24 protein-coding genes are annotated in these 25,898 nt (G+C 58.6%); 6 read left to right on the forward strand and 18 right to left on the reverse strand.

Annotated elements, in window-relative coordinates:
- Positions 1 to 845 precede the first annotated feature (845 nt).
- From ACM561_RS09740 to ACM561_RS09755, 4 genes are all read left to right on the forward strand, one after another.
- Positions 846 to 1,811 carry an IS481 family transposase gene (locus ACM561_RS09740; protein ID WP_425904734.1) on the forward strand — a complete coding sequence of 322 codons (966 nt, stop codon included), beginning with the start codon at positions 846 to 848 and terminating at the stop codon, positions 1,809 to 1,811.
- Positions 1,812 to 1,874: 63 nt separating this feature from the next.
- On the forward strand, positions 1,875 to 2,015 hold the full coding sequence (locus ACM561_RS09745; protein WP_425904736.1) for a hypothetical protein: 141 nt from the start codon (positions 1,875 to 1,877) through the stop codon (positions 2,013 to 2,015).
- Positions 2,016 to 2,378: 363 nt separating this feature from the next.
- Positions 2,379 to 2,705, forward strand: coding sequence for a PadR family transcriptional regulator (locus ACM561_RS09750; protein WP_425904738.1), 327 nt, complete (start codon positions 2,379 to 2,381; stop codon positions 2,703 to 2,705).
- Entirely contained in the window at positions 2,702 to 3,082 is a 381-nt protein-coding gene (locus tag ACM561_RS09755) for a hypothetical protein (protein WP_425904740.1), read from the forward strand. The genes ACM561_RS09750 and ACM561_RS09755 overlap by 4 nt, the downstream gene beginning before the upstream one ends.
- 169 nt (positions 3,083 to 3,251) lie before the next feature.
- On the opposite strand, the gene ACM561_RS09760 is transcribed toward ACM561_RS09755, so the two are convergent.
- The 4 genes from ACM561_RS09760 to ACM561_RS09775 form a co-directional block, all read right to left on the reverse strand.
- Positions 3,252 to 3,869 carry a hypothetical protein gene (locus ACM561_RS09760; RefSeq protein WP_425904741.1) on the reverse strand — a complete coding sequence of 206 codons (618 nt, stop codon included), beginning with the start codon at positions 3,867 to 3,869 and terminating at the stop codon, positions 3,252 to 3,254.
- Positions 3,833 to 5,059 carry a tyrosine-type recombinase/integrase gene (locus ACM561_RS09765; RefSeq protein WP_425904742.1) on the reverse strand — a complete coding sequence of 409 codons (1,227 nt, stop codon included), beginning with the start codon at positions 5,057 to 5,059 and terminating at the stop codon, positions 3,833 to 3,835. The genes ACM561_RS09760 and ACM561_RS09765 overlap by 37 nt, the downstream gene beginning before the upstream one ends.
- Before the next feature lie 116 nt (positions 5,060 to 5,175).
- Positions 5,176 to 5,688 carry a DUF4131 domain-containing protein gene (locus ACM561_RS09770; protein WP_425904744.1) on the reverse strand — a complete coding sequence of 171 codons (513 nt, stop codon included), beginning with the start codon at positions 5,686 to 5,688 and terminating at the stop codon, positions 5,176 to 5,178.
- 197 nt (positions 5,689 to 5,885) lie between these two features.
- A complete protein-coding gene (locus tag ACM561_RS09775; protein WP_425904745.1) occupies positions 5,886 to 7,565 on the reverse strand; it encodes a glutamine--tRNA ligase/YqeY domain fusion protein in 1,680 nt (559 codons plus the stop codon).
- 214 nt (positions 7,566 to 7,779) lie between these two features.
- On the opposite strand from ACM561_RS09775, the gene gltX reads away from it, so the two are divergent.
- Both gltX and gltA read left to right on the forward strand, forming a co-directional pair.
- Complete coding sequence (gene gltX / locus ACM561_RS09780) at positions 7,780 to 9,204, forward strand: glutamate--tRNA ligase (RefSeq protein WP_425904747.1); 1,425 nt, start codon at positions 7,780 to 7,782, stop codon at positions 9,202 to 9,204.
- Between the two features lie 142 nt (positions 9,205 to 9,346).
- The gene (gene gltA, locus ACM561_RS09785) at positions 9,347 to 10,648 is read left to right on the forward strand and encodes a citrate synthase (protein WP_425904749.1); all 1,302 of its coding nucleotides are present in this window, start codon (positions 9,347 to 9,349) and stop codon (positions 10,646 to 10,648) included.
- A gap of 161 nt (positions 10,649 to 10,809) precedes the next feature.
- Here the strand turns inward: gltA and lpxB are convergent, their stop codons facing one another.
- The 14 genes from lpxB to ACM561_RS09855 form a co-directional block, all read right to left on the reverse strand.
- The gene (gene lpxB / locus ACM561_RS09790) at positions 10,810 to 11,997 is read right to left on the reverse strand and encodes a lipid-A-disaccharide synthase (RefSeq protein WP_425904751.1); all 1,188 of its coding nucleotides are present in this window, start codon (positions 11,995 to 11,997) and stop codon (positions 10,810 to 10,812) included.
- Positions 11,997 to 12,854: an LpxI family protein gene (locus tag ACM561_RS09795; RefSeq protein WP_425904753.1), complete on the reverse strand. Its 858-nt coding sequence runs from the start codon at positions 12,852 to 12,854 to the stop codon at positions 11,997 to 11,999. The genes lpxB and ACM561_RS09795 overlap by 1 nt, the downstream gene beginning before the upstream one ends.
- Before the next feature lie 19 nt (positions 12,855 to 12,873).
- Positions 12,874 to 13,680 carry an acyl-ACP--UDP-N-acetylglucosamine O-acyltransferase gene (lpxA, locus tag ACM561_RS09800; RefSeq protein WP_425904754.1) on the reverse strand — a complete coding sequence of 269 codons (807 nt, stop codon included), beginning with the start codon at positions 13,678 to 13,680 and terminating at the stop codon, positions 12,874 to 12,876.
- Complete coding sequence (fabZ, locus tag ACM561_RS09805; protein WP_425904755.1) at positions 13,680 to 14,135, reverse strand: 3-hydroxyacyl-ACP dehydratase FabZ; 456 nt, start codon at positions 14,133 to 14,135, stop codon at positions 13,680 to 13,682. Before fabZ ends, lpxA begins: the two co-directional genes overlap by 1 nt.
- A 31-nt stretch (positions 14,136 to 14,166) precedes the next feature.
- Positions 14,167 to 15,243, reverse strand: coding sequence for a UDP-3-O-(3-hydroxymyristoyl)glucosamine N-acyltransferase (gene lpxD / locus ACM561_RS09810; RefSeq protein ID WP_425904756.1), 1,077 nt, complete (start codon positions 15,241 to 15,243; stop codon positions 14,167 to 14,169).
- Positions 15,244 to 15,275: 32 nt separating this feature from the next.
- A complete protein-coding gene (gene bamA, locus ACM561_RS09815; protein ID WP_425909700.1) occupies positions 15,276 to 17,804 on the reverse strand; it encodes an outer membrane protein assembly factor BamA in 2,529 nt (842 codons plus the stop codon).
- A 284-nt stretch (positions 17,805 to 18,088) separates the two neighbouring features.
- Positions 18,089 to 19,240 (reverse strand): RIP metalloprotease RseP, encoded by a 1,152-nt coding sequence (gene rseP, locus ACM561_RS09820; RefSeq protein WP_425904758.1) that lies wholly within the window; start codon positions 19,238 to 19,240, stop codon positions 18,089 to 18,091.
- 44 nt (positions 19,241 to 19,284) lie between these two features.
- Positions 19,285 to 20,508 (reverse strand): 1-deoxy-D-xylulose-5-phosphate reductoisomerase, encoded by a 1,224-nt coding sequence (gene dxr, locus ACM561_RS09825; RefSeq protein WP_425904760.1) that lies wholly within the window; start codon positions 20,506 to 20,508, stop codon positions 19,285 to 19,287.
- 3 nt (positions 20,509 to 20,511) lie between these two features.
- Positions 20,512 to 21,354, reverse strand: coding sequence for a phosphatidate cytidylyltransferase (locus ACM561_RS09830; RefSeq protein WP_425904762.1), 843 nt, complete (start codon positions 21,352 to 21,354; stop codon positions 20,512 to 20,514).
- Between the two features lie 189 nt (positions 21,355 to 21,543).
- Positions 21,544 to 22,302 carry an isoprenyl transferase gene (locus ACM561_RS09835; protein WP_079446653.1) on the reverse strand — a complete coding sequence of 253 codons (759 nt, stop codon included), beginning with the start codon at positions 22,300 to 22,302 and terminating at the stop codon, positions 21,544 to 21,546.
- Positions 22,303 to 22,320: 18 nt separating this feature from the next.
- Positions 22,321 to 22,884, reverse strand: coding sequence for a ribosome recycling factor (gene frr / locus ACM561_RS09840; RefSeq protein ID WP_425904764.1), 564 nt, complete (start codon positions 22,882 to 22,884; stop codon positions 22,321 to 22,323).
- 51 nt (positions 22,885 to 22,935) lie between these two features.
- Positions 22,936 to 23,652: a UMP kinase gene (pyrH, locus tag ACM561_RS09845; RefSeq protein WP_079446655.1), complete on the reverse strand. Its 717-nt coding sequence runs from the start codon at positions 23,650 to 23,652 to the stop codon at positions 22,936 to 22,938.
- Positions 23,653 to 23,701: 49 nt separating this feature from the next.
- Positions 23,702 to 24,625 carry a translation elongation factor Ts gene (gene tsf, locus ACM561_RS09850; protein ID WP_425904767.1) on the reverse strand — a complete coding sequence of 308 codons (924 nt, stop codon included), beginning with the start codon at positions 24,623 to 24,625 and terminating at the stop codon, positions 23,702 to 23,704.
- Positions 24,626 to 24,752: 127 nt separating this feature from the next.
- Complete coding sequence (locus ACM561_RS09855) at positions 24,753 to 25,751, reverse strand: 30S ribosomal protein S2 (protein WP_425904768.1); 999 nt, start codon at positions 25,749 to 25,751, stop codon at positions 24,753 to 24,755.
- Between the last annotated feature and the right edge of the window lie 147 nt (positions 25,752 to 25,898).

Consider the following 25,898-nt stretch of genomic DNA (forward strand, 5'->3'; position numbering starts at 1 on the left):
GGTAACGTTAAGGACGGATGCTAGTGAACGTTATCCGGCCCACCCATATTTTTGGTGGATGGGTGTGACGCCTAAAAAGTCTTTTGACGTTTACCGCAACAAGAGCCGCCCCTCGGTACGCTTGGCAATCAGACCTGGCGCTAAGCTGCCTCCCCAGTTTCCGGCAAAAGATTGGGTCTTGATCAGCGAGCGCGAGAGCTCCACGGTTCATTCCGACGCAAGGTTAGACATAGCTGTTAAGGGCTATTGCTATTTCGAAGTCATCAAGGGATAGGGCAACTCGGAAAAGCAAATGGCCCGAAGCATTGCCCGGACCATTCACATCGAGAGCAAGCGTACATCCGGCTCGGCTCACTGGGTCAACGATCAGCCGCCCCGAAGGTTCCCAGCGCTTTCCTTGCCGCGGTTCGCCACCACTTCGAAAGACACTTTGGCGCCTTCATAGAGCGAGCCAAGCCCGCTTTCTATCCTTCAGCCCGACAGCGGCGGTTAGGACGTGTTCGTCCACATCTCGGCGTTGTGCGAAGGCTCGCAACTGCGGCGAACTAGCCGATGAGGCGAAGGATTTACCGTCGAAGAACCGCTACAGACGAATGCAGGACGCTTGGCACGCGCTTGCCGACGAGCAAGACTGGCTAGATGGTCAGTTACCACCTCATAAATAGGTACGGGCCTGTTTCCGACCTCAGTGGCCTAATTTGATTTTAGGAGTGGCCTACTTTGCCGAGTGCGATTTTTGAAACCAAATCCAGTTCTAAAAGTTAACAGCCACACCGAGCAGACCTAGGGTGTTTGATCCCGGACTTTGATGGTGCAGTCTTTTCCTTGGAATGGAAGGATGCGCTATGGGCCAAATTCTGCACGGGAGCGCCACAACGACAGAGGCGGTCCGTCGAGCGATACAACATAGTCAAGAGAGCCTGAGGGCACTGGCCAAGCGCTATGGGATAAACCAGAAGACGGTCGCCAAGTGGAAGCAGCGCTCGTCGGTCAGCGATTTGCCGACCGGCCCTAAAGAGCCAAAGTCGACGGTTCTTTCCGTCGAGGACGAGGCGATCGTCGTCGCCTTCCGTCGGCATACGTTACTGCCGCTCGATGATTGCCTCTACGCCTTGCAAGCGACGATCCCGCACCTGACGCGCTCGTCATTACATCGTTGCTTGCAACGGCACGGGATCAGTCGGTTACCCGAGGTTGCGGGCGACAGACCACCAAAGAAGAAGTTCAAGTCTTATCCGATAGGCTTCTTTCACATCGACATCGCCGAAGTGCAGACGGCCGAAGGCAAACTCTATCTGTTCGTCGCTATCGATCGCACGAGCAAATTCGCGTTCGTGCAGTTGGTCGAGAGCGCCAACCGTGTGGCCGCCTCAGACTTCCTGGTCGCGTTGATTGCCGCCGTTCCTTACAAGATTCACACGATCCTGACGGACAACGGCATTCAGTTCCGTTTCGCGCCACGCTACGCCGATGGCCCAACCGCCCGCTACATGACACACATGTTCGACATGCGATGCCGCGAGAACGGCATCGAGCATCGCTTCACCAAAATCAATCATCCGTGGACCAATGGTCAGGTCGAGCGAATGAACCGCACTATCAAGGAAGCCACCGTCAAACGCTATCACTACGACAGCCACTACCAACTGCGACGCCATCTCGCTGATTTCGTCGACGCTTACAATTTCGGTCGAAGGCTGAAAACCCTCAAAGGCCTCACGCCTTACGAGTTCATCTGTAAATGCTGGACAAGCGAACCGAAGCGATTCAAACTAAACCCGCTCCAGAAAATGCCGGGACCAAACACCTAGGCTTCTATCCTAGGCTTCTATCGGTGATGAGAACCGCTCCCGCCCGTTTCAGGGAGCGCGCATATGGATTTTGAGACGCTCGTGGGTAAACCAAATCCCGAACTGCAGACAATTTCTTTCCCCCAGAAAATCATGCTCGCCATTGTTGCCGGCGGCACCGCTATTCTGACCGGATCGCTTTTTCTGTTGATCGGATTTAAGTAAGGCCGCCGCCAATGGGCGGCTTTTTCTTACAAAAGACTGGGATAACCGGCTTAGGACGGTCCCGGCAGCCTGCAAATGCCGGGGCGCCCTTCGCCGAGAGGCGTCGTCCCTGAACGCCCCCATAGCTAAGCACCCCACTGGCATAAGGTTGCTGGAACGGCCCGAAAGAAAACCCCGCCGGAGCGGGGCTGAGGGCGAGGTGGTAGCGGTCAATCCCGCTCGCCCAGATCTGAATATTTTCCAGGTTCTGGAACATTGCATTCACCGATTTATTCTTTATATTGGAAGATACCTGTTCTGGTTTGAATGTGTGAATGTGAAACGTTTTGAAAGTGATCAAGTGACCAGAAGGCAAATGGAAAAATGGAAACGCATCTGAAAGACAGCGAAAAGGCAGTGATGATCGCGGTTATGCGAAAAAATGGAGAAGCGTACGGCGTGTCAATTTTCGAGGACCTATCGAAGCGTCTCGACAAAGAGATGCCGATGGCGACGATTTATTCGACACTCGATAGTCTTGAAAAGAAAGGGTTTGTGAAAAGCCGCAAAGGGGAAGCTACGGCCGAACGAGGAGGTCGCGCCAAGATGTATTTCGCTATTACGGGGAAAGGGCAGAAGGCCCTGAGCGCATCAATCAACAGCTTCCATCGGCTGATTGAGGGCTTGGAATGGAAAGGAGCTATGGGGTGAAACTCGATTCTGAATCGAAAGCTGTTGCCGTCGAACAGGATGACGGATCTTTTTGTATTTTGACGCCTGACAGTCCCCCATGGACTGTCAGGTTTCCGGAAGCCATTTCCGCATCCGAGCGACAATTATTCCTGCATGAATACCTGCGCCAGTACCGAAAAGAGATCGGCTATATCGAAGTGTTTCCGCTAACCAAGCGCAGCCCCGAATCCCAAGATGAGAAGCAGTCGAACTCTGAGGTGGTGGAGACCGCTGAACCTCCTCGGCTGGCAGAAGCCGCCTTCGCCTGGCTTGCTCCGAAAGGTACTGTCGACGCGCAATTGGGCGACCTTCAGGAATTGTTTGGCAAAAAACCTGGAAATACAGGGTTACCGTAGAGCCCGCTGGCTATATTGGTTGCAAGTTATGCGCGCCGTTGCACCGGCCCTATTTCGCCTTCTGAAGCGGATCGGTTTCATCGGTTTGGTTATCGATTATTGTCGGACAAAGCTTGGGCTGTGACACGTCACTGCCCCTTTAAGCACGTTACAATGCCTGCCGATCGGGTCACGCTGCCCACCGCTGTGCCCGTTGATCGGCCTGGCGCCCCCGCTTGCCGGCCTTCAGCCGGCCATGGGCGCGTCGGATCTCGGCGGTGCCGATGCGCTCGCCGACGACGATACGGCGTTCCAGCGCGTCCCGCACGGCCGCTGGCAACGTCGGTGATGCAAGGTGCAGCAGCGCGTTCCAGGAAAGGCGTGTGAAGATCTCAGGCCGGGCGCCATACACCCGCGCGACCTTCATGACCTCGCAAGCGTGCTGGCCATCGATATCGAATTGCCTGCGGACAGCGCGGCCGAAGGCACAGTTCGATTTGATGGCGGAGCGCAGCGCCAGCAGCTGCAGGCCGAGGGCGATGTTTTTCTCGACGCCAGGAACGCGGGTCAGAGAGGCCGGCGGCTTCTGTTCAGCCTTGACCCTTACCGGCTTCGGCGGTTTCGGTAACACGGACGGTCCGAGAATCTTTTCCAGCTCGACGCAAATCAGCGTTGCGATTCCGACCCTCAGCAGCTTCACTTTCGCAGCTTTCACTTTGCGCCTGAGTTCAATCAGCGCGATCTTGTCGAAGGCGGCCAGCCATTCAAGACCTAGATTCGCCCAGCGCGGATGGTGACGGATGACCAATCAGCCATCAACCGTCGGCGCTTGTCGAACAGATCGCCGCGGCGATAGGCAGCCTCAACGGCGTTGGGGATCTTGTGCGCCAAGGCCATTTCTGAGACCTCGTTCGAATACGCTGTCTGCTCTGACGCCCAATCTTTGAAGGTCGATCGGAAGCCGTGCACGGTAAAGCCAGGCTGGATAGCCTTCAGCACCTTCAGCATCGCCACATGCGCAAGCTTCTTCTTTGGGGTCTTCCCGGAAAACACGAACGCGGTGCCACGATCCAGCTTATCGAGAATCTCGAGCATACGGTCCGACAGCGGAACGCGATGATCGGCATCGGCTTTCATCCGAGCCGCGGGAATCGTCCAAAGGCCTTTCTCCGTGTCGACCTCCGACCATGTGAATCCCAGCGTGTCATCGGTCCGCGCGGCCGCGAGGATCGTCCATTCTAAGGCCGCCGCTGCAATGCTCCTCTCCTTGCGCAGCTTACCCACGAAGCCCGGAAGGTCGTCATAGGGCATCGCCGGATGATGCGTGATCTTCGCGATCTTGGCCGGCTTAGGCAGCGCGTTTTCAAGGTGCCCCTTCCACCGCGCCGGGTTCTCGCCGTCCCGGTAGCCATGGATCTTTGCCCAATTCAGGATCAACTCAATCCGAGATCGAACATCGACGGCCGTTTTGGTCTTCGTCGCCCAAATCGGCTTCAGGACCTTCAGCACCAGCGCAGTGTCGATCGCGGCGACGGGGAGTCCGCCGAGCTCCGACAACACGTATTTGTTGAGCGACCCTTTCCATAACTTGACGTGCTTCTCGCCCTTCCACTCGGGCGCGTGCTCTTTGATGTACTCGGTAGAGCAATGCCCGAACGTCATTGCCTTGGCTTTCTCAATCCGCTCAGCGGTCTTGCCGGCCCGCTTGACATCCAGCGGGTCGATACCGGCCTCGAGCATCTCGCGCGCCTTGGTGCGCTTCTGGCGGGCCTGCGCGAGCGTGGTGTAACCATCGCCTTTGCGCATGGTGGTGGCGCCGAGGCCCATCTCGCGAGAGGTCGAGCCACCCCGCATGTACCGAAAGAGCCAGCTTTTGGTGACGCGCCCGTCTTTGCCGGCTGACACCTGCAGATAGAGGCCGCCACCGTCGGCGTATCGACCTGGTATCTCGACGGTCTCCACGAATTTTGGACTTAGAACGTTGAGCTGTCTGGACACGCCGCGCCTCCGTAGCCCACAGGCCAACCCACAAATACGAGTTGGATTTAGCCGGAAACCATCGGACGTGTCTAGATGTCGAATTCGAGAAATAAATAAGGGCAACTTTGAACATCCTAAGACGAGATCGGAAGTCGATCCAGTGGAGGCTGCAACCGCGCTTTCAACTCCACGAAGCTCCCAACGGCGGGCGCGGCGCCCTTCCTGACCGACAACCGCACGCGATCAAGCTTGACGTGCGACCGCCGGTTGTCCATCCGAACGACGCGCAGAACAAATCTATCGGTCCGCTCCCGCACCTCGCTGGTTTCGACGAAGCCCTGGAGCAAGGGAGTGTACATCGGCCGCATCAGGACAACGTGGGAAACCTGTGCTGTCTTGATCGTGGCGACGGCAAATCCTGCAGCGACCGCCGCAACCATGACAGCGGCGGCAAACACCCGGTGCCGGCGCAAGAGCAGCGCCACCACAAACAGAGCTACGGCGGTCGCGGAGACAACCCAGAGAACGGGCTCGTGGTCGGCCGAAAAATAGATCGCAATACCTGTGCCAAATGCCACCGGCACCCACGGCAAGAGTTGGCCGGTTGCCGCTTCCGCGCCAGCCCAGGCTCGCAGCCGCGCCACCATTGCCGGTAAGGTGCCCGAAGGCGTTTCTGAAGGAGCAGCGACGGCTTGCCGCGTCGGCCACGTTCCTGCGTACCCTCCCCTCCGATCGCGAGCCCTGCCCCGCTCCGCCATCCGGCCACCCCTTCACGCCCTCGCGGCGATGCTAGCGGAAGAGGCTGCACGGCGAACAGTGGAACGGATACGGAATACCGGCGAAATCAGGAACCGGTCACCGCTACCTTGGCCCAGGTGTCGCGGAGGCCAACTGTCCGGTTGAACACAAGGCTGCCGGGAGACGAATCCTTATCCCGGCAGAAATAGCCCTGCCGTTCGAACTGCACTGAACCTCCGTCATCCTCTCGGGCGAGAGCGGGCTCAACCATGCAGCCGGACAAAGTTTGAAGCGATTGGGGATTGAGTTGGGATACGAAGTTCGCCGCGTCGGGCTGCTCGGTATCGAACAGATGACCGTAAAGTCTGATCTCGGCCGGCACGGCGTCCGCCGCGTTCACCCAATGCATTGTGGCCTTCACCTTTCGTCCATCAGGCGCATTGCCACCTTTGGTCGCCGGATCGTAGGTGCAGCGGAGTTCGAGCACTTCACCCGCGGAGTTCTTCACCACCTCGCGGCATGTGATGAAATACGCATATCGCAGCCGCACTTCCTTGCCCGGCGACAAGCGGAAGAACTTCTTCGGCGGGTTTTCCATGAAGTCTTCCTGCTCGATATAAATCTCGCGCCCGAACCGTATCCATCGGGTGCCCTGCGAGGGATCATCGGGATGGTTCACGGCCTCGAGCTCCTCACTCTGGCCCTCCGGATAATTCTCGATCACGACCTTGAGTGGACGCAAGACGGCCATGCGACGCGGCGCGTTCCTGTTGAGAGCCTCTCGAACGGCGAAATCGAACATTCCGACATCGACCATACTGTTCGCTTTCGCAACGCCAATCCTCTTGATAAACTCTCGCAGCGCCTCAGCCGGCACACCGCGCCGCTGAAGGCCCGCAAGGGTGGGCATGCGAGGATCGTCCCAGCCCGCAACGTGACCACCGCGAACCAGTTCGGTCAGCACCCGCTTCGACAAAAGCGTATACGTGACGTTGAGCCGTGCGAATTCGTACTGATGCGGTCGCGACGGCACCGGAAGATTGTCGAGAAACCAGTCATAGAGTGGCCGGTGATCTTCAAACTCCAGCGTGCAGACGGAATGCGTGATGTGTTCGATCGAGTCGGACTGCCCATGGGCGAAATCATAGCTCGGATAGATGTTCCACGTGTTTCCCGTGCGCGGATGATGGGCGTGTAGAATCCGGTAGAGCACGGGATCGCGCAGGTTGATGTTGCCGGACGCCATGTCGATTTTCGCACGCAGTACCCGCGCGCCATTGGGAAATTCTCCGGCCCGCATCCGCGCGAACAGGTCAAGATTCTCATCGATCGGCCGGTCGCGGAACGGGCTGTGTCTGCCAGGTTCGGTCAGCGTACCGCGAGCCAGGCGGATCTCCTCCTGGGTCTGATCGTCGACATAGGCCTTTCCTGTGCGAATGAGGTGCTGCGCCCAGGCGTAGAGCTGTTCAAAATAGTCCGAGGTATAATAGAGGTGTGCTCCCCAATTGAAGCCCAACCAGCGGACGTCACGCTGGATCGCGTCGATGTATTCCTGCTCCTCTTTGGTCGGATTGGTGTCGTCGAAGCGGAGATGGCAAAGTCCGCCGAAATCCTCGGCAATGCCGAAATTCAGGCAGATCGATTTGGCGTGCCCAAGATGTAAATAGCCATTCGGCTCCGGCGGAAACCGGGTGACGATGCTCTTGTGCTTTCCGGACGCAAGGTCAGCGGCCACGATATCGCGTATGAAATCCCGGCCCGCTTCCGCAGTCGATTCGTCGGTCATTGTGTGCCTTTCACTCCGGGCCTATGTGCCAAATCCACGCGCAGCCGCCAAGGGCTGAGATACCGGCAAACTGGGAAACGGCACCGTCCCGGCGTTCCGCTTAGAGATAGAAACGGACAAAATATCCCTTCACTACATTGACGCCGCGAAGCAGGCCAGTTAGCCGTTCATGCGAATCCCGATACCCTCTTCCGAAGTGTCAGATCCGCCAAAAATGACAGCACCCGTCGTTACACGCTTTGCGCCATCCCCGACCGGTTTTCTTCACATCGGCGGCGGCCGGACCGCGCTCTTTAATTGGCTCTATGCGCGCAAGCACGGAGGCAAGATGCTGCTCCGGATCGAGGATACCGATCGCGCGCGTTCCACGCCGGCGGCCATCGATGCGATCCTTGACGGGCTGAAGTGGCTGGGTATCGAGTGGGACGACGAAGTCGTGTACCAGTTTTCCCGCGTTGCGCGCCATCGCGAGATCGCTGAGCAGTTGCTCGCCGAAGGCAAGGCATACCGATGTTATGCAACGCCGGAAGAGCTGTCCGAGATGCGCGAGAAGGCGCGGGCCGAAGGCCGTGCCAAGCTTTACGACGGCCGTTGGCGCGATCGCGACGAGTCCGAAGCACCGCCAGGCGTCAAGCCAACCATTCGCCTCAAGGCGCCTCTGACCGGTGAAACCGTGATCGAGGATCAAGTTCAGGGACGCATTGTCTGGCAGAACGAAAACCTCGATGACCTCGTGCTGCTGCGCGGCGATGGCACGCCGACCTACATGCTCGCCGTCGTTGTCGATGACCGCGACATGGGAGTGACACACATCATTCGCGGCGACGACCACCTCATCAATGCAGCCCGCCAGAAGCAGATATACGATACCCTTGGATGGCCTCTCCCGACAATGGCCCACATTCCGCTTATCCATGGCCCCGACGGCTCGAAGCTTTCCAAGCGTCACGGCGCCCTGGGAGTCGATGCCTATCGCGCGATGGGATATTTACCGATAGCACTTCGCAACTATCTGGTTCGGCTCGGCTGGAGCCATGGCGATCAGGAGATCTTCTCCACACAGGAAATGATCGATGCGTTCGATCTGTCTGCTATTGGACGCTCCGCTGCACGCTTCGACTTTGCCAAACTCGAAAACCTCAACGGCCATTACATTCGCAGTTGTGACGATCGTGCTCTGGTGACCCTGTTCGAGAATGCGCTTGATTACGTTCCGCGCGGACCGGACATCAAGCCGAAACTCAACGAGGTTACACGAGCGCAACTCCTGCGCGCGATGCCGGGACTCAAAGAACGAGCCAAAACCCTGATCGAATTGATCGAGGGCGCTCGATTTATCTTCGCAGATCGACCTTTGACGATGGAATCCAAAGCCGCCGCGTTGCTGACGCCGGAGATACGCACACTGATCGGAAGGCTTCGCGCGGTCCTTGAATCGGTGACTTCGTGGAGCGCGGAAACGACCGAGGCCGCGATGCGGACGTTTGCCGAACAGAACAATCTCAAACTCGGCGCTATCGCGCAGCCGCTTCGAATTGCGTTGACCGGTCGCACGACATCGCCCGGCATATTCGACGTCCTCGCTACACTCGGAAAAGAGACGTGTTTGGCCCGGCTTGGAGATCAAAGTTCACCGTAACGCCCACCATCCGGTTTTTTGGCGATCTTGCGGTGCACATAGCAATACGATACCCCTTTGCGCGGCGCTTTTGTAATGGCCGACTAGTCTCCTCATCGAGAGACCAGGCGATCCGCAACGATCTCATCGGGGGGGCTTCACGATGAACGCAACGAGCACAAAAACCGCAACGTTGACGGTCGAGAATAAGAGTTACGAGTTCCCCGTACTGAGTGGTACGGTCGGACCGGATGTCATCGACATCGCCAAGCTTTACGCGCAGGCCGGCTTGTTTACTTACGACCCGGGATTCACGTCTACCGGCAGCTGCCAATCCAAGATCACCTATATCGATGGTGACGAAGGCGTGCTCGAATATCGTGGTTATCCAATCGAGCAACTCGCGGAAAAAGGCGATTTTCTCGAGACCTGCTATCTGCTGCTCTACGGTGAGCTGCCCACGACGTCGCAGAAGAACGATTTCGACAAGCGTGTCATCCACCACACCATGGTCCATGAGCAGATGACGCGGTTCTTCCAAAGCTTCCGCCGCGATGCTCACCCCATGGCGGTCATGGTGGCTGCGGTCGGTGCGCTTGCCGCCTTTTATCACGACTCCACTGACATCAACGATCCCAAGCAGCGCATGGTCGCATCCATGCGCATGATCGCAAAAATGCCGACGCTGGCTGCGATGGCCTACAAATATACGATCGGCCAGCCGTTCATCTATCCGAAGAACTCCCTGAGCTTTGCCGAAAACTTCCTCTATATGTGCTTCGCCGTGCCGTGCGAAGACTACAACATCAACCCTGTTCTGGCGAACGCGCTCGACAAGATCTTCATTCTGCATGCTGACCACGAGCAGAACGCATCGACATCGACCGTGCGCATCGCAGGCTCCTCAGGTTCGAACCCATTCGCGTGCATTGCTGCCGGCATCGCCTGCCTGTGGGGACCCGCACACGGCGGCGCCAACGAGGCGGCGCTAACCATGCTCTCTGAAATCGGAACCGTAGACAGGATTCCGGAATTCATCGACAGGGTGAAGGACAAGAACAGCGATGTCCGGCTGATGGGATTCGGACATCGGGTCTACAAGAACTACGATCCCCGCGCGAAGATCATGCAAAAAATGTGTCACGCGGTGCTCAACGAAACGGGTCATGGCAATGATCCCATGCTCAAAGTAGCGCTGGAGCTCGAAAAGATCGCTCTGAACGATGAATATTTTATCGATCGCAAACTGTATCCCAACGTCGACTTTTATTCGGGCCTCACTCTGAAAGCGATGGGCTTTCCGACCTCGATGTTCACGGTGCTGTTCGCGGTCGCGCGCACCGTCGGCTGGATCAGCCAGTGGAGCGAGATGATCGAGGATCCGCAGCAGAAGATCGGTCGCCCGCGGCAGCTGTATACCGGCGCGACCCGGCGCGATTACATCGACATGGCCAACCGCAGGTAATGTCGCGGAACTATAGCGTTTCGAGCGGAAGATACCGCTTCGCGTGAAGAAGAAAACGGGACAAATTAAAATCATAGGGTCCGCTTCTGATTCCATTAGAAGCGAAAAGGCTCTCGTTGTGTCGGACCCAATCACGCGTAACTGTCTCTTACCTTTCTCGTCTATGTCCGTCCGCGCGACTCCCGCATGACTTCGAGCACGATTTCGGCCGCGCCTTCGCTCGGCGAGCGCTGTCCTGTGGCCATGATCGTGTCGAGCTTGGCAAAAGCCTCAAGCTGAGACTGCCGCATAGGTGAATCCGTCAGAACCTCCCGCAGCGCCGATGCAAGATTTCGGGCTGTACAATTTTCCTGGAGGAATTCCGGGATGACATTCTCACCGATCACGAGATTGGCCAAGATGACCGATGATACGCGAACGACGCGCTGCGCGATCCACGCCTCCACCCTCCCCCCTTTGTAGGCAGCAACCATTGGCACGCCCGCCAAGGCAAGCTCGAGCGTCACGGTGCCTGACTTGGCGAGTGCCGCGCGCGCCGCGCGAAACGCGGCGCGCTTGTCATCGTCGCCGACCACGATCCTCGGCCGGCGCGACCAGTTCGCGACGGCTGTTTTGATCTCGTCGACGAGATGCGGCATCGTGGGCAAAATTACGTCGATCTCGGGGGCGCTCTGCCGCAACACCTCAATGGTCTCGCCGAAGACAGAGAGGTGATGGCGGATTTCACTACGCCGGCTCCCGGGCAATACCAGAAGCGTCGGGGTTGCCGCATCGCGCCGCTGACGTTCCTGGGCGTCCGGCCGCAGCACTCCAACCTGCTCAAGTAGCGGATGGCCGACATAGGTGCAGGGCGGACCTTCAAGCCTGCGATACGCTTCCGGTTCGAATGGCAGCAGCGCCAATACGTGATCAACATAGCTACGCATGGCCCGCGCCCGGCCTTGCCGCCAGGCCCACACCGAGGGGGAGACGTAATCCACGATCGGCAAGCCGCGCCGCCGGGCGCGCACGCGTCGCGCCACGCGGTGGGTGAAGTCGGGACTGTCGATAATGACGAGCATGTCCGGCGCAGCCGCGATAACGGCATCCGCTGTCTCGCGTATCCGCCGTAGGATCATGGGAAGCTGCTTCACCACGGCCGCGAATCCCATAATCGACAGATCTTCGATCGGGAACAACGACACGAGACCTTCGCGCGCCATTGACTGACCGCCGACGCCTTCGAACCGCACAGTGTCGCCGAGCCGCCGCCGCAAAGCTTTCATCAGGCTAGAGCCGAGGCGGTCGCCGGACTCTTCCGTTGCAATGAGGAATATTTTTCGGGAGCGATCTGCTGACGCCTTGTCCATTACGCAGACAGCCCGACAACGAACAGGTTTGATGCGTCCGCCTCGCCGACCAGCGCCTGTGGTTCTGCGACGAGCGTATTCCCGGCGACAACGGCCAGTCCGGCGAGCCCAGCGGCGGCCGCATTTTCGATGGTTTGCGGACCTAGCGTCGGCAGGTCGTAGCGCAAGTCCTGTCCCTGCTTTGGTGCCTTTACGAGCACGCCCCGCTGGGTCTTGGCACGGATTCGTCCGTCGGCACGCAGTTGGGCGATACGAGCCAAAAGCGCGTCCGTTCCTTCGATTCCCTCCACGCCGACCACATGGCCGTCGATTACAACGACAGCCTGCCCGACGTCGAAGGGACTGAGGGCGCGCAGCATGTCCAACCCCTTGGCTATGTCACTGGCCGCGGATTGATCCGGCGTTTTCCGGGTCAAGCATCCGGCAGGCATCAGCAGATCCGGCGCGATGTCCTTGATCCCCACCATTCGAAACCCGTCGCGTTCCAGAATGCGACCGATCCCCGACAGCAAATGGTCATCGCCACCCCGAAACGCCGCCAAAACGTGTCCCATTACCCGAACGGTTCCCCAGTCCAGGCGAATCTCCGACAGCGCCGGGCGAACCAGCGTCCCGATGAAAATCAGATCTCGGCAGTTTTCCGCGCGCAACAGCCGCACAACTTTTCCGATCTGGCCGACCGCGATCCAGTGATGTGTGAAATGCGATACCTTTTCCGGGTCGCATACGCCCTTCAACGCGAAAAAGACGGGTTTGAGACCTCGCGCGGTTAGCGAATCGGCAACCGCGAACGGCAACACTCCGCCGCCGGCGATCAAGCCGATCGGCGAGGAAATACCCGAAACACGATCAGTCATGACTAACACGCCGGCTCCGCTATGCGGATTTGTTTGCGCCGCCCTCCGGCAGACAGAGAGGACGATGCTTATCCTCGCCAATAAACGTCAGTATCTCCGCAATAGCAGGATCGTCTGACGCATGTGATTGGACACGCTGGAGACGGTCTGCAAAGAGACCCGGCCCGTAAAACAGTTCCTGATAGAACGACCTGACCTTGACGAGACGCTCGCGGGTAAACTTGCGGCGTCTCATGCCGACAACGTTAAGGCCCTCAAGATGCCCATGCTGGCCATTGACGAAGCCGTAGGGAATAACATCGCCACGGATGCCCGTGAGGCCGCCGATCATAGCCTGCCTGCCGATACGTGCGAATTGATGCACGGCAGAAAGACCGCCGATATAGACGAAATCCCCGACTTTGCAGTGTCCGCCCAGCGTTGCCGAATTGGCAAAAATCACGTCATCGCCGACCTGGCAGTCGTGGCCGACATGGCTGTAACTCATGAAGAACCCACGCGCGCCGATGCGTGTAACGCCGACATCCTTGGGTGTGCCGACGTTCATCGTCACACTTTCACGGATCGTGCAGCCATCGCCAATCTCAAGGCGCGTCGGCTCGTTCCCATAACCCATATCCTGCGGCGCGCCACCAAGCGCCGCGAACGGATAGATCGTGCAGTTGGCCCCGATAGTTGTGTGTCCCGTGATGGACACATGCGAGATCAGGCGGCAGTTCGGACCGAGGACAACATGGGGACCAACCATGCAGAACGGCCCGATCTCGGTCGATTCTCCGATCACGGCGCCAGCTTCAATCCGGGCGGTAGGATCGATCCTGCTCATCAGTCGGTCAGCATCGCGCCGACATCGGCTTCGGCGACGATCACGCCGTTCACCTTGGCATCGCCGTGAAACCACCACATCGTCTTGCGGCGCCCGATGCTGCGCATGTGATACTCGACAATATCGCCGGGCATGACTGGTTTGCGAAACTTGCATTTATCGATCGTCAGAAAATAAACCGCGCGCGGCTTTTCCGTGCCCTCCACCGACATGATGCCGATGACGCCCGCCGTCTGCGCCATCCCCTCGATCATAAGCACTCCCGGATATACCGGTCGTTCCGGAAAATGGCCCTGGAACGCAGGCTCATTGACCGTGACGTTCTTCACGCCGATCCCGCTATGGTCGGCCCGAATATTGAGAACCCGGTCGATCAGCAAAAACGGATAACGATGAGGAAGGGTCTTGAGAATGGTGGCAATGTCCACATGCTCGAACCTGACCGGCGACTCCATTACTCAGCACCTCGATCCTTCATTCGGTAATTCAATCCTTCGGAGCGGCTTTGGCCGATCCGGCATTAGGAGCACTATTGCGCGCCAGGCGCTCCACTGCAAAAAGTTCACGGTACCATTGCTTGGTCGGTTTCGCGAAATAGCCGCCCCAGCGACCGTTCGGGGGGATATCGTCCTTGACCCCGCTCATGGCAGTGACCTGCGCGCCGTCACCGATGTGAAGGTGGTTGTTGATCCCGACCTTGGCGCCCAGCGCCACGTTGTCGCCGATCGTCAGGCTGCCCGCCAGGCCGATCTGCGCCGCCAGCAGGCAGCGCCGGCCGATCGTCACATTGTGTCCGATCTGAACTTGATTATCGATTTTTGTCCCCTCTCCGATAACGGTGTCGCGCAGGCTGCCGCGATCAATGGTCGTACCCGCACCGATTTCGACATCGTTCTGGATCAGCACACGTCCGGTCTGCGGGACTTTCACATGACCTTCCGAGCCAAAGAAAATGAAACCGTAGCCGTCCTGCCCGATATGGCAGCCCGGGTGAATGAGAACATTGTTGCCGATAAAGGCAGCTTGAATCGTCGTTCCTGCACCGACGTTGCAGTTTCTGCCTATCCGGACGCCTGGGCCAATCACAGCACCAGAACCGATAACCGAACCAGCTCCTATCTGCGCTTCCGGACCGATCACCGCCAACGGATCGATCACGACTTCGTCTTCGAGATGCGCAGACGGATGTATGACGGCGGATTCAGCGATAGCCGCGTTATCAAACCAGGACTGCGGTCGCAACACATCGTCATGAAAATCACGAGCGATGCTTACGAACGCACGAAACGGAGCTTTCGAGCGCAGAACCGCCACATGAGCCGGAACATCAGCTTCGAAACGCGGACCTACCAGACAGGCGCCCGCCTTCGTCGCCGCAAGTTGCGCGGTATATTTGTGGTTGTCAAAAAACGCGAGATGCATGGGGCCGGCCTGATCGAGCGAGGCCAAGCCGACAATCCGAAGGTCGCTCCGGGACGCATCGACCAACTGCGCTCCCGTCGATGAGGCTATCTCCGCCAAAGTCAGCGGCCGCGGCCGCTTAAAGAATGCCGGTTGCGTCATTCCATCCGTCGCGGTTCGCGCAGTGGTCACGCTCAGAACGTGGTTCCGCCGCCAAACCTGAACTCCTGCACGCGGTCGTACTGGCCCTTCGTGATCGGCACGGCGTAGTCGAAGCGAAGCGGACCAAACGGAGACTGCCAGATCAAGCCGACGCCGACCGAGCTTCGGATCACATTGGTGTCGTCAAATTGAAGACCCGCGCAGGTACCTGGACTGGTGCTCGACGTGCTTCGCACACAGCCGGGCGCATTGAATTCATTGGTCAGTGCGTACGACGTCGGTCCCTGGTAGCCCCAGAGCGAGCCGGCATCCGCGTAAACGGCGCCCTTCAAGCCCACTTCCTTCGGCATGAACCAGAACGGCATCTGCAACTCGACCGACGCGCCCCAGTACTTGGTGCCGCCCAAAGCATCCCTCGTGCTCAGGAAATTGATATCGCGCGGACCAATGCCGTACGGCGCGAAGCCTCGCACCAGATTTGGTCCCATCTGGAAGTTATCCAGCATGCGAATTCCGTTCTGTCCGGCATAAGCGCCGACATTGTTCAGAATACCGCCTTGCAGATGGATCAGCCCGACAATGTCGGAGACCAGTGGTTGATAGTACTTCGCGTCGAGCGCCGTCTTCAGGTATTTGACGTCGCCGCCGATGCCGGCAAAATCCTGCCTAAAATCGATCAGCAGACCAGTGGTTGGGTTCTTATTGTTATCGAGGGTGTTGTAGGTCAGCGTGTAGCCGAGCATCGAGGTCAGCGTCCGGCCGCGCTCCAGCTCCCGGCGGATCGGCAAAGAGGCCTCGCCATCGGAGTAGCAGCCGAGGCTCGAACCATCCCACACTCCATTGGCATTCATGAACGCTGGCGAGGGATTGTAGTTCGGATCGCCGAAGTTGTTGTTACAGTTCCGCAGAGCGCTCGGCAGGCCGATCTCCTGCTGGAAGATCGAATAACGCAGTTGCAGCGTCAGATCCTCCCGCAGGCCGAAGCCTAGCCGCGGGCTGAATCCGAGCGTCTTCATGTTATAGGAAATCCATTGGTTGGCGAGTTGTTCGCGCTGGTAAAGGTCGAGCCCGAGCGCGACGCGATAGTCCAACAGGAACGGCTCGACAAACGACAGCGAGTATCCCCTCGCCCACTGCCCGTATTGGACCGAAGCTTTCGCATACAGACCGCGGCCGAGCAGATTGCGCTCGGAGACGCTGACTTCCGCAAGCGCTCCTTGGGTCGTGGAAAAGCCGCCGGACACCGAGAAGTCGCCGGTTGATTTGTCTTCGACCTCGACATCAAGAATCACGCGGTCACTTGAAGAGCCGGGCTCAGTCGTGATCTTGACCGTCTTGAAGAAGTCGAGATTTTTCAGGCGGCGCTCCGCACGATCCACCAGCGACCTATTGTAGGCATCGCCCTCCGAAATATCGAACTCACGCCGGATCACATAGTCTCGGGTCCGTGTGTTGCCCCTGACGTTAATGCGCTCGATATAGGTTCGCGGACCCTCGTCGATCGCGAATACGATTGAGACGGTATGGGCATCGAAGTTGCGATCGCCTCGCGGACGCACGACGGCGAAAGCATACCCGCGCCGAGACGCTTCGACTTGCATCTCCTCGACAGACTTCTCCAGTGCTTCGGCGTTGTAGAGCGATCCGACGTGGACACGAGAAAAACTGCGCATCGAATTTCCGTCGAATGTCGGAATCGACGACTCAAACGCCACCGATCCGACCCGGTACTGCTGGCCTTCGTCAATCTTGAAGGTCACGAGGAAACCGTGGCGACCGGGATCGTATTCGGTCAGGGCAGCGATAATCTGAACATCGGCATAGCCATGCTTCAGATAATAGCGGCGCAGCAAGTCGCGGTCGGCCTCGACGCGGTCGGGATCATACGTGTCCCCTCCGCCGAGGAAGCTGAGGAAGTTCGATTCGTGCGTCTTGATGACGTCCTTCAGCCGGTAGGACGAAAAGGCTTGGTTGCCGATAAACTCGATCGAGGCGATGCCGGTCTTGTCTCCTTCAGCGATTGTGAAAATGAGATCGACGCGATTGTTGGGCTGTTCAATGAACTCGGGGGTGACGTGCACATCGTAGCGGCCGGAATGGCGATAGATTTCGACGATTCGCCGGACGTCAGACTGAACCATCGGCCGGGAAAACGTACCGCGCGGCTTGGACTGGATTTCCGACTTCAGTTGGTCGTCCTTCACCTTCTTGTTGCCCTCGAAGGCAACCCGGTTGATGACCGGATTCTCGACGACCGAGACCACCAGCCCGTTCCCCACCCGGTTGATACTGACATCCTGAAACAGGCCGGTTTCGATCAGCGCTTTCAAGGCGTCATCGATGCTGGCCTGGTCAAGGCGCCCGCTGGCATCCGGCTTGAAATAGGAACGGATCGTATCCAACTCGACGCGGCGGTTCCCCTGGACGGAAATCGACGACAACGTCTGGGCGGCAGCGGGAGACGACGCGAGTGGGACGGTCATCACAGCGGCGACCGGCACGCCAATGAAAATCAGGGCGGCGAGCAATGTCCCCCTTAACACTCGCATTCCAACATTCATGCGCAACGCGCCCTTATCAATTCTGATGCCGCCCAGTTCCCCCTCAGGCGGCAGATTCCCATTCGCGCTGTTTGTAGCCAATTTTCCTTCAGTGGCAAACGGCCATTCGCAGTGCAATTCTAATTTAATTCCAAGACGTTGCCCATAAGTCACGCCCGAATCACGACGATCCTGGACTAAGCCTCAGCCAGAATCGAACGTGATCGATTCCAAGAAATTTTAGAGCGGCGTGCGGACGGAAAATCGCGAAGAATTTTTCCTCATCCCGCCCTGGAGCGAACGACTCACGATCCAGCCAGATGCAGAATATCGTTGTAGGTGGCGAAAACCATTAACATCAACACCAGACCCAACCCGATTCGAAAACCCACTTCTTGCGCACGCTCGGATATCGGCCGACCTCGCACGGCTTCCGCCGCGTAAAACAAAAGGTGCCCGCCATCCAGCAACGGAACCGGAAACAGGTTCAGCAGTCCAATCGATACGGAAAGAACGGCGGCAAGATGGATCAACTCAGCGAAGCCGATCGTGGCTACCTGCCCGGAAATCTGAGCAATCCGCAGCGGTCCTCCAACCTGGTCGGCGGCCTCGCGCCCGGTAAAAATCCCGCCGATATAAGCCATCGTGCGGTCAACCACGAACCAGGTTTCCTTAACTCCCAACCATAGTGCCACCGCCGGGTTCACATATTCCCTGGTGACGTCCCCTGGCGACGTCGCGCGCGTAATTCCGAGAACGCCGATCCGGTAAATGTTTCCGAACCGGTCCTTGATCTCCTTGAGCTCCGGCACTCCTTTGAGATCAATGATGGAATCGCCTCGCTTCACTGCGAATGTCAGCGTCTCGCCGGCACTGGTGCCGACGATCCGCTGCATGTCAGAAAAGCTGTCGATCTTACCGCCATTGATCGCGGCCACGATATCGCCGGCCTTGAAACCGGCGGCTTCAGCAGCGCTGCCGGGCTGTATCCCGTCTACGCGAGCTGTCGTGCTGGGCTTACCGAGAAACATCAACAGGCCAGCGAAAATAACAATCGCGAGGATAAAGTTGGCGATGGGGCCGGCAGCAACGATCGCGGCGCGCGGACCAACGTTCTTGTGATGAAAGCTGCTCTCGCGCTCCTCCGCCGTCATGGAGGCAAGGGTCGCGTTCGAGGGATTGCTGGCTTCGGAATCATCGCCAAAGAACCTGACGTATCCGCCCAGGGGAATCGCGGAGAGCTTCCAGCGCGTTCCGTACCTGTCGTTGAAGCCCGCCAGCTCAGGGCCGAAGCCTACGGAAAACGTCAGCACCTTCACGCCCGCCCAGCGCGCTACGAGAAAGTGGCCAAGTTCGTGAAAGAAAACAACGATAGTGAGGACAAACAGGAACGGAACGATGTAGCCAATCAAACCTGAACTTAACATACTGAAACTATTAAGAAAAAAATCGGCCATTCCGTTTCCCTCGTCCAGGGCCGGTGGCCCTGTTCCGTCCACGCCTAAAATGCCTTTGCGGCAATTTGAGGCAATAGCGAAGCAGCCATATTTCGCGCGTTATGGTCAACGGCGATGGCGTCATCAGCCGATGCCAAGGGCGCGAGATTTCCTGCCCGGACCCAGCCATTCATGGTGGCTTCGACCAGACGTGCGATGGCGCCGAACCTGATCTTCTCTGCGATAAACGCCGCAACGGCAATCTCGTTTGCGGCGTTGTAGACCGTGGTTGCGCCATTTCCGGTCCGCAGCGCATCATAAGCAAGCCGCAAAGCGGGAAAACGGGCGAAATCCGGCGCCTCGAAAGTCAGTTGTCCGATTTTAGCGAGATCGAGCTTCGCCGCCGGTCCCGCAATGCGTTCCGGCCAGCCGAGGCAATGCGCGATCGGCGTGCGCATATCGGGGGTGCCGAGTTGAGCGACAACGGATCGGTCTGAGAATTCGACCATGCCGTGGACGATCGATTGCGGGTGAACCAGGACGTCGATCTCGTCCGGCGTCAGCGCAAACAGACAGGCGGCCTCGATGACTTCGAGCCCCTTGTTCATCATCGACGCTGAATCGATGGTGATCTTCTGTCCCATGCTCCAGTTCGGGTGCTTCAACGCCTGCGCCAACGTCGCCTTCTCGATGTCAGCCGCCGCCCAGGTGCGAAACGGTCCTCCTGACGCGGTGATGATAACGCGCGTGAGTTCATCGCGATTTCCCGAACTCAGAGCCTGAAACAGGGCATTGTGTTCGGAGTCCGCTGGCAGGATGCAAGCTCCCGCCTTCGCGGCGCGCTGCATGAAGAAATCGCCGGCGCAGACCAGGCATTCCTTGTTCGCAAGCGCAATCGTCGTCCCTCGGTCGACGGCTGCAAGCGCGGGCTTCAGTCCAGCCGCGCCGCTCACCGCGGCCATCAGCCAGTCGGCTGGACGCGAAGCGGCCTCGATGATCGCGCTTTCGCCGACACCACACTCGATACCGCTACCAGCAAGCGCATCCTTTAATTCGCCAAAGCGAGCGGTATCCGCGACCGCCACAAACCGCGCGTCGAATTCGCGCGCCAGCTTGGCAAGGCCTTCAACATTGGAGTTCGCGGTTAGGGCCTCGACCCGATAGCGGCCGGGCGCGCCGCGCAACAAATCCATGGTGCTGTCGCCGATCGATCCGGTCGCTCCCAGAACCGTCACGGTCCTGACGCCAGCCTCAACCGGCTTGTCGTTTTTCAACGGAACAGCACTCATACCTCACCAACCCATAAGAGCGTGACCGATGCCATTGGCATCGCCAAGCAGAAATCCGAAAAACATGGCGAACACGATCGCCGCGACAAAGCCGTCGAGACGATCGAGCAAGCCGCCGTGACCGGGAATGATCTGACTGGAATCCTTGACCCCGAATCGCCTTTTGACCGCAGATTCAAACAAATCGCCCGATTGCGACACGATTGACAGAACCGCCCCAAGGAAAAGCAAAGACGTCAGATTTCCAAAACCAAAAGCCGAAAATCCCGCGGCAACTGCAAGGCTCGCGACGAAACCGCCTGCCGCACCCGCCCACGTCTTCTTCGGACTGACGCGAGGCCACAATTTGGGTCCGCCGATTCCGCGGCCGGCGAAGTATCCCCCGATGTCCGTCACCCACACCACCAGGAGCACAAACATCAACGCGACAAATCCGTATTCGCCATCGAGGCGAACCTGAACCGCCGCAAATGCGGCAGCCGCCGCATAACAGAATCCAGCGACTGACCAGAGCCGCAACTGTTGCGACATCACTGCGACCGCCGCGGCGCCGATCAGGAGAACAATCAGCGAAAATGCGCCGTATCCGAGCGCCAGGCACAGGCTGGAGACAACGAGGGCAGCGCTCCCCGCGGCCACCGTCCGCCTTTCCTGCGCGGTGCCGACGATCGTCAGCCATTCGACGTACATGCCGATGGCCGCGAGGGTCACAAGACCTATCCATAGCGGTCCGCCAGCCCATGCGATCGCAATCGCAGCTGGCGCAAGCACCAATGCCGCAATGATACGCGTCCGGAGATTTCGCGATCCGCTTTCAGCAACCGGCGCGAGTTGATCCTGATTCACGCTAATGTCCCGAGTCCAAGTTCGAATGTCCGTAGCTAGCAACCTTTGATACGAACTTCGGAATCAAAGGCAAACTAACATCTTATAGTTCTAGAATCTTTCCGCTTCTGATGGATCATGCGGACTCTACGATTTTGATTGGCGTGCTTCTTCACGCGACCGATAACCACTTCGCTCGAAAAGCTATGATCACGATCCGGCTTTCGCAGCCAGCCCGCCAAAGCGTCGTTCGCGTCTGGCATATTCGGCGATCGCGCCTTCGAGCGCCGTTCTGTCGAAATCCGGCCAGTGAATCGGGACGAATACAAACTCACTGTAAGCTGCTTGCCACATCAGAAAATTCGACAGCCGCTGCTCGCCGCTCGTGCGAATGATCAAGTCAGGATCGGGAATGTCCGGCGCGTCGAGATATCGACCCAGCGTATCGGCGTCGACCGTGGCCGGGTCGCGCTTGCCGTCAGCGACTTCACGAGCAAGACGCTGGGCGGCTTTCGCAATTTCCTGTCGCGAACCATAGTTGAATGCAACGACAAGATTAAGCCGGTTGTTGTTCTTCGTCAGGTCCTCGGCCTCTGTCAGCAGCGCGCAGATATCTGGCTCCAACCCGGCACGCTCGCCGATAACTCGCACCCGCACTCCGTCGCGGTGCAGCGTTGCCAGATCATTACGGACGAACCTTCGCAGCAAGCCGAAGAGATCGCCGATCTCGCTCGGAGGCCGCGACCAGTTCTCGGAGCTGAATGAAAAAATGGTCAGATAAAGGATGTTCAATTCGCTTGCAGCACGGACCACGCGCCTCAACGCCTCGACGCCGCGGCGATGACCCTCCGCGCGCGGCAATCCTCGAGCGGCCGCCCAACGGCCGTTGCCATCCATGATGATCGCAACGTGCAACGGTGTATCGGATTGGTCCGATCCCTCGATTGCAGGCGCAACAGCATTCGACATCAGGCCAGTCCAATCCAGCTAAACGGTAAGGATTTCCTTTTCCTTGCCCGCCAGCAACTGATCGATTTCGGAGATTACGCCGTCCGTAGCCTTCTGAACATCGTTCGCCAGGCGCTTCTCGTCGTCCTCGGAAATCTCGTGATTCTTCTCGAGCTTCTTGAGCGTATCCAAGCCATCGCGGCGAACATGACGAGCCGCCACCTTGGCCGCCTCCGCATATTTGTGCGCGACCTTTACCAATTCCTTGCGCCGCTCTTCGTTAAGTTCGGGGATACGCAGTCGCAATACCTGTCCCTCGGTAGCCGGACTCAGTCCGAGGTTAGAATCGACGATCGCCTTCTCGACAGCCTTCACCATCGATCTGTCCCATACCTGTACCGACAGCAGGCGTGGCTCGGGGACACTGATCGTTGCAACCTGATTCAACGGCATGTGGCTGCCATAGGCATCGACTTGCACCGGGTCGAGCATTGACGCCGACGCCCGACCGGTCCGCAAGCCTCCCAGTTCATGTTTGAGGGACTGTATCGCTCCCTGCATTCGCCGCTTCAAGTCGCCGATATCGAAGTTTTCCGACGCCATGTGCCCTCCATCTGGAACTTGCCTGAACTACATCCGATCCGACGCCACGGATCAACTTGCGACGATCGTCCCGCGGCCGGTCCCCCTCAGGATAGCGCCGATAGAATCCGGTTCGGCGATCGAGAACACAATGATAGGCAGCGACGTCTCGCGAGCAAGCGCGAAAGCCGTCGCATCCATGACCTTATAGCCGCCTTCGAGCGCCTGCGAGTGACTTAACCGTTCGAACCGTTTCGCCGACGGGTCCTTCTTCGGATCGGCACTATATACGCCATCCACGTTGGTCGCCTTGAGCACGGCTTGCGCGCCGATCTCGGCGGCACGAAGCACCGCCGTCGTATCGGTCGTGAAATAAGGATTGCCGGTTCCGCCCGCGAGCAAAACAATTCGGTTCTCTGCAAGATATTTGTGCGCCGCACGGCGGGTGAAGAGCTCACAGACTTCGGGCATTACAAACGAAGAGAGAGCGCGCGCCGACTGCCCGCGGCGTTCGAGGGCGGCCTCGAGCGCCAGGCAATTCATGACGGTTGCAAGCATTCCCATCGTATCGCCGGTCGGACGCGAGACGCCGCGGGACGATACCTCGACGCCCCGGAATATGTTTCCTCCGCCGACAACGACCGCGATTTCAGCTCCCAGCGCGCGGGCCGCGGTCAGATCGCCGGCGATACGATCGATGGTGGGCTGATCGATGCCGAAAGATTGCGAACCCGCCAGATATTCCCCCGACAGCTTCACGACAACACGACGGTAGGCCGGCTGATCCATGATGCGTTAGCTCCGTCGCGAGTCAGACTGTCCCGCCTCAGATCCGGCGTCAGCCCTGTCCGGCCGCCGCCGCAACCTCGGCCGCAAAATCGGAATCGGCCTTCTCGATTCCCTCGCCGAGAGCATAGCGCACAAAGCCTGTAATCTTCACGGGCGCCCCAACCCTGCCCTCGGCTTCCTTGAGCGCCTGGCCAACACTCTTCTTGTCGTCGAAGATAAACGGCTGTTCCAGCAACGTCTGTTCCTTGAAAAAGGTCTTCAGGCCGGACTCGGTGATCTTCTCGATCATCGCTTCCGGCTTGCCTTGTTGCCGAAACTTGTCAGCGAGGACGTCCTTCTCGCGCGTGACAACATCCGGGTCGACTCCCGAGGGATCGATGGCCAGCGGATTCGTGGACGCGACATGCATCGCAATCTGGCGGCCAAGCGCTGCGAGCTCGTCGGCATTGCCGGCGGACTCAAGCGCGACGATCACCCCCAATTTGCCTGCACCGTCGATCACGGCATTGTGGACATAGCTCGCGACGACCCCCTTGGCGACCTCCAGCGAATCCGCGCGACGCAACGTCATGTTCTCGCCGATGGTAGCGATGGCATCCGAGATCGCCGTCTCCACGGTGGCGTTACCAACCTTGGCGGCCTTGATCACCTCGACATTGGCGCCGACGCTAAGGGCGACCTGCGCCACCATTTTGACCAATCCTTGAAACTGCTCATTGCGCGCAACGAAGTCGGTTTCCGAATTGACTTCAACGACGACACCCTTGTTGCCGCTGGTGACGACCCCGATCAGGCCCTCGGCTGCCACACGCCCCGCCTTTTTGGCAGCCTTGGAAAGTCCCTTCTTGCGCAGCCAGTCAATCGCAGCCTGTATGTCACCGTTGTTTTCGGTCAACGCCTGCTTGCAATCCATCATGCCGACGCCAGTGGTTTCGCGCAGCTCCTTGACCATCGCCGCGGTGATTGTCGTCATTGCTGTAGTATCCTTTTCCTGTCGGGAGATTGCGGTACGGCTTTACTGCCCCCGCCACCTCTATTCAGGGATCGAGTCAGAAAATCAGGTGTGAAGCGGCCGGCCGCAACACCGCCCGCGCGTCACGTTATTCGGCCTCGGCGGTCATTGCCTTAGCCTGGGCAACCCAGCCGTCGGCCCGGCTTGGAAGGCCAACTTCTTCGCCAATCCTGTGCGCGGTATCGTGATCGAGCTCGGCAAGCTGCCAATAGTGAAAGATGCCGAGATCGTTGAATTTTTTCTCTATCGCCCCTGAGACGCCCGTGAGTTTCTTGAGATCGTCGGCGACGCCTCGCGGCCCGGCGAGCCCCTGGAAGCCGGCAGGCTGCGCGGCATCCGGAAGCTGTTCCTGCACCGGCGCAACAGAGGCGCCGACGTCGATGCCGGAATCACCCTGAGCCCGCGAAATGCCGTCGATTGCCGCACGGGCAATGAGGTCGCAATACAGGCTGATGGCGCGGCCCGCATCGTCGTTACCGGGCACGATATACGTGATGCCTTTCGGATCGCAGTTGGTGTCCACGATCGCCGCGACCGGAATGTTCAGCCGCTGGGCTTCCTGGATCGCAATGTCTTCCTTGTTGGTATCGATCACGAAGATCAAATCGGGGAGACCGCCCATGTCCTTGATACCGCCGAGCGAACGATCGAGCTTGTCGCGCTCGCGCTGCAGCGTCAGCCGTTCCTTCTTGGTGTAGGCATTGGCATCGCCGGAATTGAGCACCTCGTCGAGATGGCGCAACCGCTTGATCGAACCGGAGATCGTTTTCCAATTGGTCAGCGTGCCGCCCAGCCATCGCGAATTGACGAAATATTGCGCCGAGCGCTTCGCCGACTCGGCGACGCCGTCCTGCGCCTGCCGCTTGGTGCCGACGAACAGGATGCGGCCACCCTTGGCGACGGTATCGCTGACGGCCTGCAACGCGCGGTGCAGCATCGGCACGGTCTGCGCGAGGTCGATGATATGGATGTTGTTACGCGCACCGAAAATGTACTCCGCCATCTTCGGATTCCAGCGGTGCGATTGATGACCGAAATGAACGCCAGCCTCAAGCAGCTGACGCATGGTGAATTCAGGTAGCGCCATGGTTAAATTCTCCGGTTGGTTCCTCCGGAAACGTGTGAGCAGACCGAACCGTCAAACCAAAAGGAATGCGGTCCGGCAGCCACCGGACGGCTTTTTAGGCCATGTTTCCGTGTGAGATGCGGCCTGTATAGCGAGGGTACCCGCTAT

It is taken from the genome of Nitrobacter sp. TKz-YC02 (assembly GCF_049852135.1).
In the GTDB taxonomy this organism is placed as follows: Bacteria; Pseudomonadota; Alphaproteobacteria; order Rhizobiales; family Xanthobacteraceae; genus Nitrobacter; species Nitrobacter vulgaris.